At 43.1% G+C, this 17,990-nt stretch carries 16 protein-coding genes and 1 pseudogene; 6 read left to right on the top strand and 11 right to left on the bottom strand.

Annotated elements, in window-relative coordinates:
- Positions 1-11: 11 nt before the first annotated feature.
- From KTE19_RS03200 to yjbM, 4 genes are all read right to left on the bottom strand, one after another.
- A complete protein-coding gene (locus KTE19_RS03200) occupies positions 12-863 on the bottom strand; it encodes a methyltransferase domain-containing protein (protein ID WP_217341615.1) in 852 nt (283 codons plus the stop codon).
- Between the two features lie 108 nt (positions 864-971).
- Positions 972-1,865, bottom strand: coding sequence for an RluA family pseudouridine synthase (locus KTE19_RS03195; RefSeq protein WP_217341614.1), 894 nt, complete (start codon positions 1,863-1,865; stop codon positions 972-974).
- Positions 1,858-2,670 carry an NAD kinase gene (locus KTE19_RS03190; RefSeq protein ID WP_056980987.1) on the bottom strand — a complete coding sequence of 271 codons (813 nt, stop codon included), beginning with the start codon at positions 2,668-2,670 and terminating at the stop codon, positions 1,858-1,860. Before KTE19_RS03190 ends, KTE19_RS03195 begins: the two co-directional genes overlap by 8 nt.
- Entirely contained in the window at positions 2,648-3,301 is a 654-nt protein-coding gene (gene yjbM / locus KTE19_RS03185; protein ID WP_056980985.1) for a GTP diphosphokinase, read from the bottom strand. Before yjbM ends, KTE19_RS03190 begins: the two co-directional genes overlap by 23 nt.
- A 215-nt stretch (positions 3,302-3,516) precedes the next feature.
- Between yjbM and KTE19_RS03180 the strand changes: the two genes are divergently transcribed.
- Complete coding sequence (locus KTE19_RS03180; protein WP_289427053.1) at positions 3,517-4,134, top strand: DsbA family protein; 618 nt, start codon at positions 3,517-3,519, stop codon at positions 4,132-4,134.
- A 140-nt stretch (positions 4,135-4,274) separates the two neighbouring features.
- Here the strand turns inward: KTE19_RS03180 and KTE19_RS03175 are convergent, their stop codons facing one another.
- Both KTE19_RS03175 and KTE19_RS03170 read right to left on the bottom strand, forming a co-directional pair.
- Positions 4,275-6,002 carry a M3 family oligoendopeptidase gene (locus tag KTE19_RS03175; RefSeq protein ID WP_217341613.1) on the bottom strand — a complete coding sequence of 576 codons (1,728 nt, stop codon included), beginning with the start codon at positions 6,000-6,002 and terminating at the stop codon, positions 4,275-4,277.
- A 45-nt stretch (positions 6,003-6,047) separates the two neighbouring features.
- Entirely contained in the window at positions 6,048-7,181 is a 1,134-nt protein-coding gene (locus tag KTE19_RS03170; protein ID WP_217164253.1) for a competence protein CoiA, read from the bottom strand.
- A gap of 157 nt (positions 7,182-7,338) precedes the next feature.
- Between KTE19_RS03170 and KTE19_RS03165 the strand changes: the two genes are divergently transcribed.
- Positions 7,339-8,868, top strand: a complete 1,530-nt coding sequence (locus KTE19_RS03165) for a gamma-glutamylcysteine synthetase (RefSeq protein WP_217164255.1) — start codon at positions 7,339-7,341, stop codon at positions 8,866-8,868.
- Between the two features lie 297 nt (positions 8,869-9,165).
- Here the strand turns inward: KTE19_RS03165 and KTE19_RS03160 are convergent, their stop codons facing one another.
- Positions 9,166-10,503, bottom strand: a complete 1,338-nt coding sequence (locus KTE19_RS03160; protein ID WP_217164257.1) for a sensor histidine kinase — start codon at positions 10,501-10,503, stop codon at positions 9,166-9,168.
- Positions 10,500-11,192, bottom strand: coding sequence for a response regulator transcription factor (locus KTE19_RS03155; protein WP_217341612.1), 693 nt, complete (start codon positions 11,190-11,192; stop codon positions 10,500-10,502). Before KTE19_RS03155 ends, KTE19_RS03160 begins: the two co-directional genes overlap by 4 nt.
- 264 nt (positions 11,193-11,456) lie before the next feature.
- Between KTE19_RS03155 and KTE19_RS03150 the strand changes: the two genes are divergently transcribed.
- The 3 genes and pseudogenes from KTE19_RS03150 to KTE19_RS03140 all read left to right on the top strand — a co-directional run bounded on the left by KTE19_RS03150 (position 11,457) and on the right by KTE19_RS03140 (position 15,146).
- Positions 11,457-11,864 (top strand): GtrA family protein, encoded by a 408-nt coding sequence (locus KTE19_RS03150; protein WP_217341623.1) that lies wholly within the window; start codon positions 11,457-11,459, stop codon positions 11,862-11,864.
- 7 nt (positions 11,865-11,871) lie between these two features.
- A complete protein-coding gene (locus tag KTE19_RS03145; protein WP_217341622.1) occupies positions 11,872-14,142 on the top strand; it encodes a glycosyltransferase family 39 protein in 2,271 nt (756 codons plus the stop codon).
- A gap of 20 nt (positions 14,143-14,162) precedes the next feature.
- Positions 14,163-15,146, top strand: a pseudogene (locus KTE19_RS03140) (glycosyltransferase family 2 protein).
- A 126-nt stretch (positions 15,147-15,272) separates the two neighbouring features.
- Here the strand turns inward: KTE19_RS03140 and KTE19_RS03135 are convergent.
- The 3 genes from KTE19_RS03135 to KTE19_RS03125 all read right to left on the bottom strand — a co-directional run bounded on the left by KTE19_RS03135 (position 15,273) and on the right by KTE19_RS03125 (position 17,309).
- Positions 15,273-15,947, bottom strand: coding sequence for an adaptor protein MecA (locus KTE19_RS03135; RefSeq protein ID WP_217164263.1), 675 nt, complete (start codon positions 15,945-15,947; stop codon positions 15,273-15,275).
- 116 nt (positions 15,948-16,063) lie between these two features.
- Positions 16,064-16,462: a transcriptional regulator Spx gene (gene spx, locus KTE19_RS03130; RefSeq protein ID WP_217341611.1), complete on the bottom strand. Its 399-nt coding sequence runs from the start codon at positions 16,460-16,462 to the stop codon at positions 16,064-16,066.
- Positions 16,463-16,571: 109 nt separating this feature from the next.
- Positions 16,572-17,309, bottom strand: coding sequence for an MBL fold metallo-hydrolase (locus tag KTE19_RS03125; protein ID WP_217341610.1), 738 nt, complete (start codon positions 17,307-17,309; stop codon positions 16,572-16,574).
- 110 nt (positions 17,310-17,419) lie between these two features.
- On the opposite strand from KTE19_RS03125, the gene KTE19_RS03120 reads away from it, so the two are divergent.
- On the top strand, positions 17,420-17,914 hold the full coding sequence (locus KTE19_RS03120; RefSeq protein WP_217341609.1) for a monooxygenase: 495 nt from the start codon (positions 17,420-17,422) through the stop codon (positions 17,912-17,914).
- Positions 17,915-17,990 lie beyond the last annotated feature (76 nt).

The following is a 17,990-nucleotide window of genomic DNA, read 5'->3' as shown; positions in this document are numbered from 1 at the left end:
GTCCTCCGAAATTAATTAAATTGCTGAGTTAAAATTGAAACATCAACCGTCACTGACTTCATATTTTCGACTAATCGGGCTGCATCCGTATTCTGATTTTTCCCCCAATGAAGTGGGGTCATGATCATCAGTGAGCGCTGCAACCCGGCTGGAATCTGAAAGGAATAACGCAACTGGTGCACGGTGGCGTCAGGATAATGTTCGAAAAAGAGATCGTAAACTTTTTGATTCGAATATGAACTGTTGGGCTGATCCGCGCCAAATAGCAATTCCCGCAATTCATGAAGGTAGTGACTGTTGGGGATAATCTTAATCAATTGCCCACCTGGTTTGATTACCCGATTAAACTCATCGTACGCCGAGGGTGAAAATAAGTCGATCACCATGTTGAAGGCATCGTCATTAAACGGCAAGTGAGCCAAATCTGCAACACAAAAAAATGCATCCGCCCCATGTTGGGTCGCTAAGTTAATCCCATCTTTTGAGATGTCAAAGCCAACTGCCACATCCTGAGCCTGACGTAACTTCATCAGCTTAGCCAATGGGGTCCCTTCCCCGCAGCCAACGTCTAAAATGGTTTCAGGAGAGCTGTCCAGTCGCTCATAAATTGCTTTGATAATTGGGTCAAACAACCCTGCTCGAAGGATCCGATTGCGGGCAGTCAACATCTCAGAATCGTATTCATTATTGGAATGATGTGTGAGAAAATACAGGGTGCCCTTTTTAGAAATATCAAAGCCATGACCATTTGGACATTGCAAAGTCGTGCCTTCAACCTGCTGGAATGGTTGGTCGCAAATTGGGCAGCGAAAGATGTTGATATTTTGGGTGACAAATTGTGTTCCGAATTCGATTTTTTTCACGCGAAGGCCCTCTCCTAAACCAGTTAATTATATCACAAACAGCAAACTAAGAGCCCCCACCTCACGATTCAACAAAATGACGGTGGAAGCTCAATTTTTTATTTGTAATTAAAATCGATTTAACGTAATAAAACTTTTCATATCACCAGGAAGCGATGATGTACAACTAATTTGGCGATCATTGAATGGATCATAAAATTCCAAGTGGTAGCAGTGCAATGCTTGGCGAGCCATTGAATGATCATCTGGGTTGTAAAGCCAGTCACCAATTAATGGGTGGCCTAGCGCACCTAAGTGTACCCGAATCTGATGGGTTCTACCCGTGTGCAACTGAAGCCGGACCAAAGTTTGCTTGGGCATCCGATCCACGACCCATCCCTCAGTAATCGACATCTTACCGGAGTCGACAACTTGTCGTTTGACAAACGAGGCCTCATCACGACCAATTGGCAGGTAAATTTCAAAATGGTTGGGAGAAATTTTACCAGCTGCAATTGCCAAATAAGCTTTCTGAATAGTTCGATCTTTCAACTGCTTATCTAAAACCGAATGAGCAAAATGGTGCTTGGCAAAAATCACCAAGCCGCTGGTGTCTTTATCCAAGCGGGTCACAATGTGAATTTTCTGGTTGGCGTACCCTTTTCGTTGGTAATAACCCTTCACGCGGTTCACTAACGTATCTTGCACATAACCATGCGATGGGACTGAAGCAACGCCGGCCGGCTTATCAACCACGAGAAAATTAGGGTCTTCATGGACAATCCTGATCGGCACCTGCGAGGTGTTGACGTGATCGTTTTCAGGCTCTGGCGGTAAAATAACCGTCACCACATCGTTCTTGGCCAACATTCGGTTCACCAGCGATGCTTGGCCATTAACCAAAGTTTGACCGCCATGATACTTGATCTTCTTGAGTAAGGTTCGCGTAATCCCATACCCCATGATGAACGTCCGAACTTTAATTGGGCTATCCCCTTGATATTGCCAAGTAAACTCAGTCATCGGCTTTTGCCCGACCAATGAAGGAGTTGCTGACCCGTCGCCAAAATTGGGTGTGCCGATACTGAGCAAACGCAATTCGCCGCTTGGAAATTCGGTATTCGATTGAGGCAATCGGTTCAGTGGAAATCACCTGATGATCACATGTCAAAATTGTTTGGCCCGAAGACTTCAAAACAACCTTAATCCACTCATCAGGAGCAATAATCAGCGGTGATCCCAATGTTCGAAAGACCCGGTTATTGATCGAAGAAATTTCAGCCACCTGAATGGCGTTGAGGAGTGGGTTAATAATCGCTCCGCCGACTGATTTATTATAAGCGGTTGAGCCGCTGGGCGTTGAAACACACAGGCCATCCCCCCGAAAACTCTCGAACAATTGATTTTTAATATAGAGATCAGCCACCATAGTCCCGTTAATCTGCTTAAGCGTCGATTCATTCAAGGCCAAGCCGACATCGGCAAGCCCGCCAGTCACGTAATTCACGCGAATATCAAGCAACGGATAGGTCACACTTTGACCGTTGTCATGCTCCAAACTATCAACCAATTCGCTGACTTCATAATCCCGCCAGTCGGTATAAAAACCTAGATGCCCGGTATGAATGCCGACCATTCGGATCCGGTCGCTGATATCTTGATAATGGTGAAAGGCGGACAATAAAGTCCCATCCCCGCCAACGGAAATCACCATTTCGGGGTTCAAGCCATCCACACTCAGTGACTGAGACTGGTCAATTTCTTGTTTTAAGGAGGTTGCCACGTTGTTCGACGACTCTCCGAGATTACTGTAAATCGCTATTTTCATCTGAAGACTTCCTCAATTTGCCGCCTGATGACTTGTTATTGGTTTCTTGAAGCTCATCTCGAATTTCAGACATCTCTTCATCCAATTTAAACGCAGCCTCTGCGGAGCGCTTTAAACGAACTTTCAAGTCATCTGGAAATTCGCCTTGGTATTTGTAATTCAGTGAATGCTCGACAGTTGCCCAGAAGTTCATCGCCAAAGTTCTGACTTGAATTTCAGCTAAAATCACTTTTTCGCCTGACAACATCTGAACCGGGTATTCAAAAATGATGTGGTAAGAACGATAACCACTTGGCTTTTTATTGTGGACATAGTCACGTTCTTCTAGAATATTAATGTCGGTCCGTTTTCTCAACAAATCAACAACTTGATAGATATCTTCAACAAACTGGCACATAATCCGCAGGCCAGCAATATCTTCCATATCTTCTTCCAAACGATTCTCCGAAATATGGCGTCTGACCATTTTTTCTTTAATACTATCAACGGGTTTAACCCGCCCAGTCACAAACTCAATTGGACTGCGCCCATCAATTTTTAAGAACTGCGCTCTAATTCCACGCAGTTTTACTTTTAACTCATCTACAGCTTGTTTGTAAGGTATCAAAAAATTATCCCAATTTTCAACCAAGCTAACACTTCCATTCTATTCATGCTCGAGTGAGCACCTTATCCAGTTAAAATCAAACTGAAGTTAATTTTACCATACTCCACCCCCTTTCCAAAGATTCTAACGTGTCTTTGTGAGCAAATATGTTGTTTTTACGTGAAAATTTGGTATTCTTAGTTAAGTAAATAATTAGTATATTACTTAAAATTGTCGGTTAAAAACTGGAGGGCAATATTGTGTTAGAGATATATTTATTTATTGATCCGCTAAATCGACATTGTTATGACGCCGAAAAAGTAATCAATAAAATTTCGCAACAGCTTAAATCAAATGTCTCGGTGAGATTCTTATCGATGTTAAACCTCAAGATTCTACACGACCTGACATCCAAACATGATCCCAACGTGCTTGATCACGATCTGCCTTTTAAAATGATTTTGGATACCAAGGCTGCTTCATTTCAAGGCAAACGTTACGGTCGGGAATTTTTAATGGATCTCCAACATGAGATTCTTGATAATTCAGCCGACTATTGTGACGATTTGGCTTTAGAATTAGCGGAAAAAAATGGTCTGGATTGTGATATGTTTCGCGAAGACCGCCGTTCAAGCTTAGCTGAGAAAATGTTCCGTTCCGATCAGCGAGTGGCCAACGAAATGTCCGTCAAGACACCATCAAGTACGGTGCTGTTTAACTCGGCTGTTGATAACAATGGTCTCTTAATTAAAGATTATGACTATAATTCATTGTATAATTTCTGTTCCCGCAGTATCAGCTCCGCAAAGCACTTCGAAGAACTTGCAAAACCAGCGCACTCGGATGCAACGGTCGTGCAGTTTGTGAGCTTAAGATAACGATGCAGTGACCACCAAGTTGCCGCAATTACATAAAGGCCTACCATCAGTCATCCTCATTTTGAGTGACTGACGGTAGGCCTTTATTATGAGTAATCGCTGTTTCGGCTTCGTCTAAGCGGTGCTAATGACACCTCACCTTATTTCATTGTCAACTTCTCAAACTGATCCAATCTCTGCTCAAAAATTTCAAACGCATGTTCAAGATAATCTGGCTTCGTCATATCCACGCCTGCCTTCTTCATCACGTTGGTTGGGATATCCGAACTCCCAGATTTTAGGAAGTTCAAATATTTTTCAACGCTATCTTTGGTGCCATGAACGATGCCATCGGCTAACGTTGAAGCTGCCGCGAATCCTGTCGCATACTGATAAACATAAAAGTTGTAATAGAAATGCGGAATCCGTGACCATTCCAAACCGATTTCATCGTCCGAAATAACCGCATCCCCATAATATTTATGATCCAAGTCCCGATAATAGTTATCCATGAAGTCAGCCGTTAGTGGTTGGCCTTTGGCATCCTGTTCGTGAATATATTGTTCAAACTCCGCAAATTGGGTCTGCCGAAAGACCGTTCCCTTGAAGCCATCAAGATAATAGTTCAGGACAATCTTCTTCATTTCCGGGTCATCTTTAAATTGATCCAGCAAATAATCCGTCAAAATATTTTCATTGGTCGTTGAGGCAATCTCAGCCACAAAAATCGAATAGTCCCCATACTGGTAAGGCTGATTGTGAGCGGAATAGTAACTGTGCATACTATGGCCGGTTTCATGAATCAACGTATACAAATTATCCAGATTATCCTTCCAATTCAATAAAATGAACGGGTTGGTATCGTATGTGCCAGAGGAATAACCACCAGATCGTTTGAACTGATTTTCAACCACATCAATCGAGCGATGATCAAATTCTTCCTTCACATGGCTCACATAATCCGGTCCCATCACCTGCAGTGCATCCAAAGCAATCTCTTTGGAGCGGTCAAACGTGTACTTGGGTGACTTCTTGCCCACCAATGAGGTATACAGATCATACATATGCAAGTCATCTAAATCCAGAATCCGTTTGCGTAACACTATGTAGCGATGCAGCAAGTCCAAATGGTTATTCACCACGTCAATCAGATTTTGATAGACGTTGGTTGACACTTCATTGGCAGCCAGCGTGTGCTGAAATTGACCATAAACCTCGTACAATTTTTTAAAGGCCTGCTTGCGAACATCTTGACTGGTTGATTCCAAGAGAATGCCATAAACGCCTTGGGATAACTGAACCTGATTGCCATTATCATCCGTCACAACGGGGAACGGCAAATCAGTATTGTCAAGAATGCCAAACGTTTTTTCACCAGCCGAAAAAATATCGCTGGCACCGGCGAGGACTTTCTCCACATCGTTACTCAAAATGTGACCACGTTTTTCAAAAGTCTGGTCAAATAAACGCTTATAATCGATTAATTTTGGTTCCTGATCATAATACTGTTTCATCGTACTTTCAGATAACGTCAATAATTCAGGATCGAACCATGAAACCGCTGCGCCAAATTTAGCGACCATTGATTCAACCCGTGAAAACATTGCTTGGTATTTGGTTTCACTGGTATCTTGATCATTTTTCAGCTGGGCATAGACATACACCTTTTCCAACTTTCGGTTCAAATCCAGATAAAAACTAGTCGCCTTCAATAGCGCGTCAGCACCATTTTCAAGGCTTCCAGCAAGTTGCGCAATCACTGGTAATTGGTCTTGAACGGCTGAAAAGACTTTTTCAAAATCAGCATCCGTTTTGTAAACAGTGGTTAAGTCCCAAGTTAATTTCTCTGGGACATCTTTTCTGAGAGGTAATTTTTGCGTATTAGCCATGTGATCCTTTCACTCTCCTTTAAACATTCGATTATTTCAAGGTTATCACATTAAATGGCCGCTCGTCATGATAAAGCGCCGTTTTTGGTCATATCCAGAGAACCATTCGGGCTGACGGACAATTTTAATCCCATCAATCGTATGCCGGACATACCCTTGTGTCCGTAAGGCAATAATAAAATTAGTGAATTCAATTTGAAAAAAGCGGACGTAATTATCCACTTGGGCCATTTGGCGGCCAAATAATTTTACTGACTGGACAAATAGGTCATTCAACTGATCATTGGAGACGTCAGATTGCCCCGATTCAAACAATTGTAATACCAGCCACACTTTCCAACAGAGAATCGTTCGCTTAAAAAGTGGCACCCCCATCCCCTGCTTGCTGTGGCAAATCATCGGGCAGCCGACAAATATTCGGCCACTTTCATAACACTTTGTCACCATATCCCGGTAAGTATTGTTTTTGAGCACAATACTTTGTTGAATCCGTTTCAATTGATTTAACAGGGATGTTCGATTCTTATTGAGTGAAATTGCGGGTGTTGCCGGTTGTTGGTAACTCTGCACGAATTTCAAAATTGCAGCCAGCGTCGAAAAGTTTCGGGCCTGACTCACAATTTTACCTGCCAATTCACGCAACTGAAAATATAACCAGAACTGATTATTGGCAACGGAATAAAATATGATGTAAAAGCCTAATTGCGGGTGGAACCTGGCAAACTTGGCAACCGCCTCTGAACGTAATATTCCAGTTCGCCGGCGATCGCCAAGAATCCAAATCACATCATAGCCGAGGGACCGGTAATTCCGGGTCCGCCGGGCGATTTCCGAAAACGAAATTGGACTGCATTGGTACTCGAGCACTAATTGATCGTTCGGTAAAAAAACATCTGCGCGCTGTTCAATCGACATCATGGTTGCCTCAATTTCAACCAGATGCCCTATTGCTTCGACCTGCTGCTTAAACATCAACTTCCCTTTCAAATGTGTCTGACTTTCATTCTCACTAAAGCCAACGCAGTCTAGCTTGGATTTATGGCTAAAGTGGGGAATTCGATATTGTCCATGCTTATAAATCACTGGTTGTCGGCAACACGGGCAGATAAAGTCCCCTTGATCATAATTGCCAACCGAAGTTGCTGACACCAATTGATTATGACTCATTGCTACTATCATTTCATCACCTTCTATAATTTAAATACGGAAAGCAAGTCGCAGATCTCGAAAAAGTTTACGAAATCGCGAAGATTTAAGCGAATTGGTGTCTAGCACTACCATTTGAGTCAAACTTGGTTATAATTATGAGTAAATTAATCTGGTTGGGAGACTAATGATGCTTAAAAATTTACTCGCATACATTAAAGAAGAGGGCGTCGCCGAGCAACTTTATCATAGTTTGGTTGGCGTCGAAGTTGAGGAACACCGAATTGACAGCAAAGGAAAGTTAAGCCAACTGCCTTACCCCGACAATCTGGGGTCCAGAAAGTACCATTCCTACCTGCAGTCCGACTTCTCGGAATCAATGAACGAACTGATTACCGATCCAAATCCCAATATCGGCGGTGTTCTCAACCAACTTGACACGTTACAAACAGTTCTTTATCGATCAATCGCCGATGAGGAATACATTTGGCCATTAAGTATGCCACCTGCCTTGACCAGTGAGGACACTGATTTTATCAAAGCTCACTTTGGCCGCCCAGCCTATCAAAAATATCGTGATTATCTCACAGAAAAATATGGGGTTTCCCACAAGATTGTCACAGGCGTTCACGTTAATTTTAGTATCTCGGAACCCGTCGTCAATCGTCTCTACACCCATTACGAAGACCAATTTAAAAGTTTGGTCGAATTTAAAAATGCTTTGTATTTACAATTAGCTCAAAACATTGTGCTTCATCGCTGGCTGATTACATACCTGTTTGGAGCAAGCCCAATTACCGAAAAAGGCTATCTAAACGATGTCGTGCCAACGTTGGTGGATCACCCTGTCCGGAGCATTCGAAACAGCATTTACGGCTATGTGAATAATCCGGAAGATCACGTCGACACAACCATGTATTCCAGCCTCAACCATTACATTGATACCATCACCAAAGCCGTTGATGATGGCCGTCTATACTCGCCGATGGAATTTTACGGGCCGGTTCGCTTTCGGGGGCAAGGCAACTTAAAGGATTATCGGACAAAAGGTGTTTCTTACCTTGAACTACGGATCCTTGACAATACTCCCTTCACGCCCAACGGTATCAGCCGCCATGCAATGTATTTTCTCAAATTTTTCTTGATGTATATGCTAGTGACGCCGGTTGACCCGACTAACCTGAAACAAGATCTTGCCCAGTCATTTGATGATAATAATCAAGTTGCCCTGGAAGCGCCTGACCAACCAACTTTCAAAATGGCTGAAGGCATCAAAATATTTGATGAGCTACTTGCCATGGCCAAATCTTTGCACGCCCACTCTGAACAATTACAGGCATTGGATGATTTCAGTGAAGTGATTACCCACCCGGAACTCACGGCGTCAGCAATGCTCCTGCCCCATATTAAGGACCATAGTTTAATGGCATTTGGTGTGAACATCGCGAAGAAATGGAAAGCTTTGCGGCTGAACAATCCCACGCTGTTACCTGCCATGGCCAATCTAACCGTAGCCACTCAACGTTTAATCTTTCATGCCATTCGCTTGGGGATCAGATACTACATGGTCCGAGATGAAGATGGCGAAGAACTATTAATGTTGACATACGATAACGTCACCCAAGTGGTTTATTCTAACAAAATTGGTGACCAAGATCCGGTGAAATATTTATACGACTTATTCCCGGAAATTGAAAAAGTGGCATTTGAAGCAAAGTAATCGATAAGATTGGGACGAAAGGCGATTTGATCCCAGAAAATGACCGAGGCCGAGACATCTATTAAATTTCAATTGATGATCATTCATTTAGATCACCCTAGCCACTTGGATAAAAGCTGCGCCAAACGGCTGATCCCGGCCATTTAACAAAAAAGACCAACTATTCCAAATTAGGAATGATTGGTCTTTTTCGTTAAATTCTGGGATCAAAACGCCTATTCCCAGTCTTGTTTTTTGACTAAATTCCAGGATCAGCCGTTTACACGCTACTGTGAGAACATCGGCATAGCTGGATGCTTATGCTCGAGTTGTCGCCGTCTGGTTGCGCATACTAATGGTTGCGACAAACACGGCCCCTTTGGGATGATTATCCTTCACAGTAATGGTTCCATGGTGCTGGTTAACGATCCATTTTGCAATCGCCAGTCCCAAACCGTTTCCACCAGTCTTGGAATTTCTTGATTTATCAGACCGATAAAATCTTTCGAAAATTCGCTTTTTGTCTTCGTCTGCAATTCCCACGCCAGTATCTCGTACTTCAATTGTCAACTTGTCACGGACGCGGCTGGTTGCAACCGATACTGTGCCACCTTTTGGGGTATATTTGATGGCGTTATCCAATAGAATGATCAATAACTGCCGAATCAAATCTGCATCAAAGTTGCCATGACCGGATGCTCTAAGCGTCTCATCCAACGATTTGTGCTGACTGGCTGCAATATCCTTATACGGTTTCAGAACCTGATCGAACCATTGTTGCAAATCCACGCTTTGAATATTGATTTCAATTCGACCGGCATCGGAACGAGCCAACATCAGTAAACGATTGGTGAGTGTCTGCAAATGCCTCACTTCATCAAGCGAAGTCGAGATCGCATCTACTTGATCAACCACTTGGGACTTCGGTTTCGTCAGCATATATTCCATTTGATTTTGAATCACCGTCAGCGGTGTCCGCAGTTCGTGAGCAGCATTAGCACTAAATTGACGTTGACGTTTCCACGATTCAACAATTGGCTTCATACTTGATCTGGAAAGATAGTAAGCAATGCCAATCGCCAATATCCAAAACAACGTTAAGGTAATTAAGAGCGAGCGCCTAAAGCTGTTAATGGCTAGTAAGTCGGTATCAATGTTCTCCAAGATTAGGACATAATTGCCGGCATACATCGGATTGGTATTGGATTTGGGAACCTTAATCAACAGCGACCGAAAATAGTGCAAGGTGTTATCCGTTGACATCAACGTGACTTCTTGAACCTTGTTAATCTGAGTCTTGTCTAATTTAGTATTGATAAACAAATTGTAAATTCGATTCCCCAGCATTTGAGCGTTGATGATCTGCCCACGTTTATTAAACACTAAAATATTCGTCCGAAATGGGGTATCGCCATTATTAGGGGCGGTCACACCAGGTGCCGTATTCCCATTGTCGGTTCGAAAGCTGGGCTGCTTTTTATTATTCAGGACAACCTGCTTTTGCGTAATGAGTCCGTGGTCGATGTTTTTATAAATCGACTGATGAAAGAAAAAGTTAACCACTAATCCTAACACCATGAATAGCAACGCAAACCCAATCAGCTCCTTGACAAAAAGGGAAAACTGCTGCTTTTGTTGTGGATCGCTGTTCTTCACGCTAGGGCCTCCGTTTCAAACATATAACCAACGTTTCGTAACGTCTTGATTGGTGAAAGTGAGGCTGATTTCTTGAGCTTTTTTCGTAAGTTACTCATATAAACCTCGACCACCGAGATGGCTGTTTCGGATTCAAATCCCCACAACCGGTCAAAAATTTGATCTTTGGTAATGATCGTATCCGGATTTTGAATGAAGTATACCAACAAATCAAATTCTTTGCCATTTAATTCCAGTGGCTTATCGTTGACACTCACAATTCGGTTACTTAAGTTGACCTTAAATGGACCAACGGTCAGCTGGTTGTCGTTACCAAGGTGGCCGCTGCGCTTCAATAAAGCCTTGACCCGCATAATCAATTCTTCTCGGTGAAATGGCTTGGTCAGATAATCATCGGCTCCCAACTGAAAGCCATGCACCTTGTCGTCCAAGGTATCTTTAGCAGTTAAAATCAGCACTGGCATACTTAGATGATCCTCGTTTCGCCAGTGTTTTAAAATATCGTAGCCATTAACTTGTGGCAGCATGAGGTCTAGGACAACCAGGTCATAAATGCCTTCTTGGCCGAGCATCTGACCTTCGAAGCCATCATGAGACACAGTTGTTTGAGCAATTTCATTAAGAAATAATTGGAGGCTCTTGGCAAGTTCTTCGTCATCCTCAACAATCAAAATATGAAGTTCTTTCATGGATGGTATCTCCTTTTGTAAGTACGCGTAGGCACGGGATTAAAACTGGAATATCAGTCTAATCACGTGGTTAAAATTTATGGTTGAAGTGCTTCTGGGGAAATTTCTGCCTAGCAGAGCTGTCCTTCTACTCTATTTAAAGTACCGAGTTTTCACAAAGCCGTCAACTAAATTAGCCAAATTTTATCGAAACCCAATTTTTAAGCTTAATTTATGCTTGCTTCGATAAACTCACTACATCAATAAAAAAAGGAGGTTGATCACATCAAAAGCACAAAGCAATTTATCAAATTCGGGCTGACTGGCCTGCTTAATACAGTCCTAACCTATGTCATTTATTTATTACTGCTTCAACCGACAAACGCCACCTTTGCAATGGGCGTTGGCTACGGCATCACATCGCTTATCGGCTTGTCGCTGAACAATAAATGGGTATTTAAAACCCACAGCAACCTTAAATTAGTGGTTATTAAATATTATGCCACTTATCTGTTTACCTGGTTAATCAGTATTGGCATCGCGCACATTGCCAGCAGTTCAGCAATCATTAACTCACAACTGATTCCACTGGTGAGCTTGATGATTACCGTTCCCACAAACTTTTTGCTTTCAAAATTTTGGGTATTCAACAATAAAAAACAATTAAGGGAGGCCCACCACCTTGGCAGCTAATCAAAGAATGGTTGAAAATGCCCAAATCCGGACCAATAAACGATCTTTCAAAATTGATTGGATCTTAACGCTGATCCTAATCCTAGCGCTATTTCTTTACGGCTGGCAGATTTGGAAAGCTGGTTCAGCAAATGCCTTTTACACCGCGGCAATTAAGAGTATGACGGAAAGCTTCAAGAACTTTTGGTATGGTAGTTTCGATCCTGCAGGTTACATTACCGTTGACAAGCCACCCGTCGCCTTATGGTTTATGGCGATCAGTGCCAAAATTTTCGGAGTGCATGGTTGGAGTGTCGTTCTGCCATCGGTTTTGTTTGGCGTTGGTTCAGTGTATCTTATGTATCGACTGGTTCAACCCTACTTCGGCAAATCAGCGGGCCGCTTAGCAGCACTTGCTATGACCCTCACGCCGATCGTGGTCGCTGATTCCAGAACAAATAACATGGACGCAATTTTGATCTTCTTCTTGTTACTAGCGTTGCTCATGCTGGAAAAAGCAATTGCCAGCCAAAAGTTGGTAACGTTACTCACCAGTTTTGCGTTAATCGGCATCGCATTTAACGTTAAGATGCTCCAAGCTTTCATGATTCTACCAGCGATGTATTTATTTTACTGGCTGGCAGCCAATGAAACTTGGAAAAAGAAGGTTACCAAGCTCGCATTTGCCACAATCTCACTACTCGTTTTCACGTTGGCCCTGCCCTTATCAACCGATATGACCTCCGCCAGCAAGCGTCCCTACATCGGTGGTTCAGAAACAAATTCTCTCATGGAATTGGCGTTTGGCTATAACGGGACTGAACGCTTACTCGGTCAGACGACTGGGACTGGTGGGACCTTTGGTGGCGGAATGAACAGTAAAACGCAGACTAAAAAAGGCGGCGGACCCCAAGGCGGCAAGCTGCCGACGAATATGAAGAAGGGCAACGCAAAAGCCCCTGGAAAAGTCGGTGGTAAAACTGCTCAAGGCATGCCTGGTGGTCAAAATCAAAAAGGCGGCCCGGGAAAAATGGGTAATGGCGGTGGCGGCGGTGGTGCATTTGATATCGGCACCATCGGTCCGTTCAGGTTATTCCAGTCATCACTAGGACCACAAATCAGCTGGTTACTACCCTTCGCCATTATTGGCTTGGTTGGTGGGCTTGTCTTTTTCCGTGATCGTAAGCGCAAATGGTATGCCCTCTCTCGCGAACAAAAGCAGCTGATCTTGTGGACTGGCTGGCTCGTTCCAGTTTATGGTTTCTTTAGCGTTGCCAGTTTCTTTCACCCCTATTACATGATTATGCTGACCCCCCCAATTGCGGCGTTATTTGGAATTGGTGTCACAGCTTTGGTCAAATTGTTCAATCAAGGACGTCGTAACCGTTGGCAATTTTATTTATTGCCGGTCGCGCTTATTGCAACCGCGGCCCTGCAATCCTGGTACGTTTACAGTTACTATCCTTGGCTCACCTGGCTAATTCTGGCGGTGGCCATTGGCATTTCTGCCGGCTTAGTCCTCCTGCCTCACCGAACGATTACCCAGCCATTGATCATTGGTGGCCTACTCGGTATTTTGGTGGCACCGGCCTGGTGGTCGCTCACACCCACAATTGCGGCTGAGTCGGCCATGATTCCGACTGCTGGCCCATCGCTTTTGACATCTGGTCAAGGCGGTTCAGCAATGGGTGGCGGCATGGGCAATAACCAAGTCAACTCTAAATTGCTCAATTATTTGGAGAAGAATCAAGGCAATGCCAAATATCTCTTTGCCACCAGCGATTCGACGACAGCCGCCCCTTATATCATCAAAACGGGTAAGGCCGTCATGGCAATGGGTGGATTTAACGGAACCGATCCGGCAATTACCTTGAAAGAATTTAAAAAATTAGTCAAAACTGGCCAACTCAAATACTTCTATTATTCCGGCAAATCAGGAAATACCGAGATTATTAACTGGATTAAAAAACACGCAACCAAGGTCAAGACCAGCTTGTATCAAAATACCAGCTCACAGGCAGTTGGAACCTCAAGCAGTCAAACCGGCAGTCAGAAGCAACCAAGCTTTAATGGAAAGACCAAACCGACCGGCACCAAGAAGCGGGGTGCCATGACACCGCCATCGGGTGGCAAACGGGGCGCTGGAATGAGCGCCACTAAGAAGCCCGGAACTAAGAGCAAGGCAACCACCCCAACCCGCCAGACTAAGCAAGGTAACGCTCAACAACCTGGTGGTATGGGAATGGGCGGTATGGGCTCAACCGGCGTCCTATACGATCTATCGACAATCTACAAATAATTTGCAAAGGAGGTCCTCAAATGGATAAAGAAACTGAATTAATTTCAATTGTCCTCCCAGTCTTTAATGAAGAAGCTGGCATTGAAAACACAATTGATAGTTTGGAGAATTTCACTGCCAATCAGCCACAAAACTTTGAATTGATTTTTATTGATGACGGGTCAAGCGACCAGAGTGCCAAGTTAATTGCGAGTTCGCAGGCATATCACTCAAATATTAAACTCGTTCAATTTTCCAGAAATTTTGGCCACCAACTCGCCATCACGGCTGGCATCCGTTACGCAAGTGGTGACGCAGTCGTTGTCATGGATGCCGACTTACAAGATCCCCCCCGCTGTGATCGTTGATATGATCAGTAAGTGGCATGAAGGCTATGATGTCGTCTATGGTAAACGGGTGCTCCGGGACGGTGAAAGCTGGTTCAAAAAGTAACCGCGGCAATGTTCTATCGCGGGTTACAAAAAATCACCAGCATCAAAATTCCGTTAGATACCGGTGACTTTCGATTAATGGATCGTCAAGTTGTCCACGAGCTCAGTCGAATGAACGAGACCGACCCGTTTGTTCGGGGGATGGTCAGCTGGGTTGGCTTCAAGCAAGTAGACGTTGAATATGAGCGGCGAGAACGAATTGCCGGCTATTCAAAGTACCCGTTAACCAAAATGATTCGTCTGGCGATGGATGGAGTCACGTCGTTTTCGGCGGTCCCCCTGCAGCTGGCAAATTGGCTGGGAACTTTTTCGATTCTATTTAGCCTGGGCTACTTGGGATTTGCCCTGTTCAACCAAATGGATACCGCTCACTTTGCAGTCTTCTCAATTTTCTTAATGGTCGGAATCCTGTTACTCTCGCTTGGAATGATTGGTTCCTATCTATTCAGGATCTTCGAGGCATCCAGGAAGCGGCCACTATACATTGTTTCAAAGACGACCGGTTTTCAGGATCACCCATCCCCAAAGACTTACTACACAACAACGTTAACAAAACGCGCCAATAACTATTAGATGATAAACGGCCGCCAACCTCTGATTGAAATTGAGTTTGGCGGCCTTTTTGAATGGGCATCTGAATAAGTCGTTAAGTGCTGGGATCAAATCGCCGTTTGTCCCAATCTTTAGTGAATTTCAAAATCATTTAAAATAGTATCTGCTCAATTCCAACGCACTATTTTCCATCAATTGTTGACCATACTCAGTCAAAACATCTTCAGTGATGGTGGTCTTTTTGCCATATTCGTTCGCAATTGCAACTTCATCACTGACAACCATATCAACTGGATCGTTGCTGAACAATTGTAGGATCAAATAGTACTTATCTTGGTACAAGTACAAATCTGACGTCCCATTTTCCAGTCTCAACGCCTTCGCTAACTCAATAAAGTCGTTTAATGCATCAAATTCAAGAATCACAGTTCTCTTTTGATGCCCAAATTCATCATTTGTTTTGCTATCACCTGCATGTTGTGGTTTGCCGGTGTCTGGATGTTCATCAATATACTTGGACACCTGATCACGCTTATCCTGGTTACCACTCTTTGAATCCAACATCATTTCATTGTTAGAGATGTCAACATCCTTACTGATGAACAGCTCAAGTCCATTTTGATTTGGAAGAACTTGGAAAGTGACGGCATCATTATTCTGAAATTGATGATCTTTGTCAACTTCCTCAAGAATACTGTAGAAGAAGCTTTCAATCTGTTTATGATTCCCGAGTAAATCCAGTACGGTAATCCCACGTTTATCAAGATCATCATTACCAATTAATACTCGAATTGTATTCTCGTTAATCCGTTCCATTTCCATCTTAGCCACCCCTTTCAATATCCTAGGGTTATTAATAATAACATTGTAACATGAATACTGTCCATGTAAATAATACGGCTAAAAATGGTTATTAACAAGTAATTAAGACATTTTCATTATAGCGCATTTCGAATGAGGCGCTCCAAGTCATTCTTCCGAACTTCTCGTGGTAAGAAGCGACGAATCTCATCATCGTTAAACCCGATTTCTAAGCGTTTGGCATCCATCAGGATTGGCCTTCTAATCATTTCGGGGTGGGCTGCCAAAAGCTTGATCAGCTCACCAATTGTTAAAGAATTAATTTTGTCTTTGTATTGTTCGTATACGTAAGATCGGGTTGAAACTAGGCCTTCAGTCCCCCGTTCCGACAACATTAGAATTTGTTTTAATTCTGTCGTAGAGAGTGGTTGAGCAAAGATATTTCGTTCCCTAAAATCTACCTCGTGATCGATTAACCACTGTTTTGCTTTTCTACAAGATGTGCAACTTGGGGTCGTTAATAAATTGACTGTCATAAGTTTCATCCTCCTAATAATCATTTCTGTATCTTGATTATATAGAAGAATGTTATAAAAGTCATAAGATTCACAGAATGACCATATAAAGACCTTTTTTTGGTCAAATTTAGATGACAACTGTCAAGTGCCGACTCGCAACCAGAATGGGGATCGAACCCGCATTGTGTTGCGCTTCAGCCTTTAGCTTGGTCATATCTCCAGTAGCAGGTAAGTGCGTCAGCAATAATTGATGATCATGCGCATCTTTAGCAAGTTGGCCGGACTCTGTGGAAGTCATATGCCACTTCCGACCGGTTTTATTAGCAAAGAAATTGGTATCGGTCATCAGCAGATCTGCATTAGCGACAAAGCCTGTGAGTTCCTTAAAGTAGGCTGTGTCTGCCGTAAAAGCCAGCACTTTGTTGGTTGATTTCTCAATAATCCTCAATGCAAATGCAGGCACTGGGTGGTGGGTCTTGCAGAAGGTAATTTCAAACGGTCCGACTTCCAATGATTGATCGGGATCATAAGCAATGCCTTTTGTTGAGTTTGGCCAATCAAGCCCTGCAAAATTTTGTTTATCCAGTTGATGGCCATAAATTGGGAGTACCTTTTCAGTATATCGCGGGTCATGCAATTGCCAGTAGTATTGAAGCACCCCAACGTCGGCCGTGTGATCATGATGATAGTGAGTTAAAATGACCGCATTTAGTTTCATGGGATCTAATACTTCTTCCAAGCTTAACAGCGCTGCGCTCCCACAATCTATCAATAGATTAAAGTCACCAGATTGTAACAGGTAACTGCTTGTTCCATTTCCATTAGCAGGATAACCACCTAAAAAGCCTAACACAGTTAATTTCACAAATAACCCTCCTCATTTTCTTTCAGTATAATGTCGGTCAACGACATTGTAAATGTTTGGCTAAGTTCGTGAAAAAAAGTATAATGTTCTTAGATGTAGGAGGTGGGTCTATGAACGAACAAATAGCGATTACATTTGGTAATAACAAGATTCTGTCTGAAATTAAGGCAAATCACCCAGATCGTGATTTGCATGTTTTTCAAGCGTTGAATCAAAACGACAAGTTGATGATGTTGGATTATTCTGGAAAGCCATCTGTATTTCAATCACCGGTGTTGTACGATGTGTTAAGCCACACTGGTGCGGATAAATGGGATGGGTTTGTCAGTTTCTCTGCAATGGATCTCAATTTTGATCAACAAAAAGTTTTTGACGCCAGAATTAACAAGTTACGCAGTGACGGACTACCGGATGGTATGCATTCAATCTATTCGCTTAATTACCATAAAGATATCAATCAACGCGTCATTCTAGGCACCTGGAACTCATATTCAGACTTCGAATTATGGAAGAACGGGTCCCATGAATTTATTCCAAAAGAATATCGCGATTCACCGAGTTTCTATTCGCATGAAGCGTACTACAAACCAGCTAAAAAACTGTAAGCACTAAATAATTGGACGTATTCAAAAAGGCATTCGAGCATGTTATTCTTCAGATAACACAATCGAATGCCTTTTT

It is taken from the genome of Lentilactobacillus dabitei (assembly GCF_019061365.1).
Taxonomy (GTDB): Bacteria; Bacillota; Bacilli; order Lactobacillales; family Lactobacillaceae; genus Lentilactobacillus; species Lentilactobacillus dabitei.
Note: the sequence above shows the minus strand (reverse complement) of the source record. Positions and strands in the feature narration are given on the sequence as shown.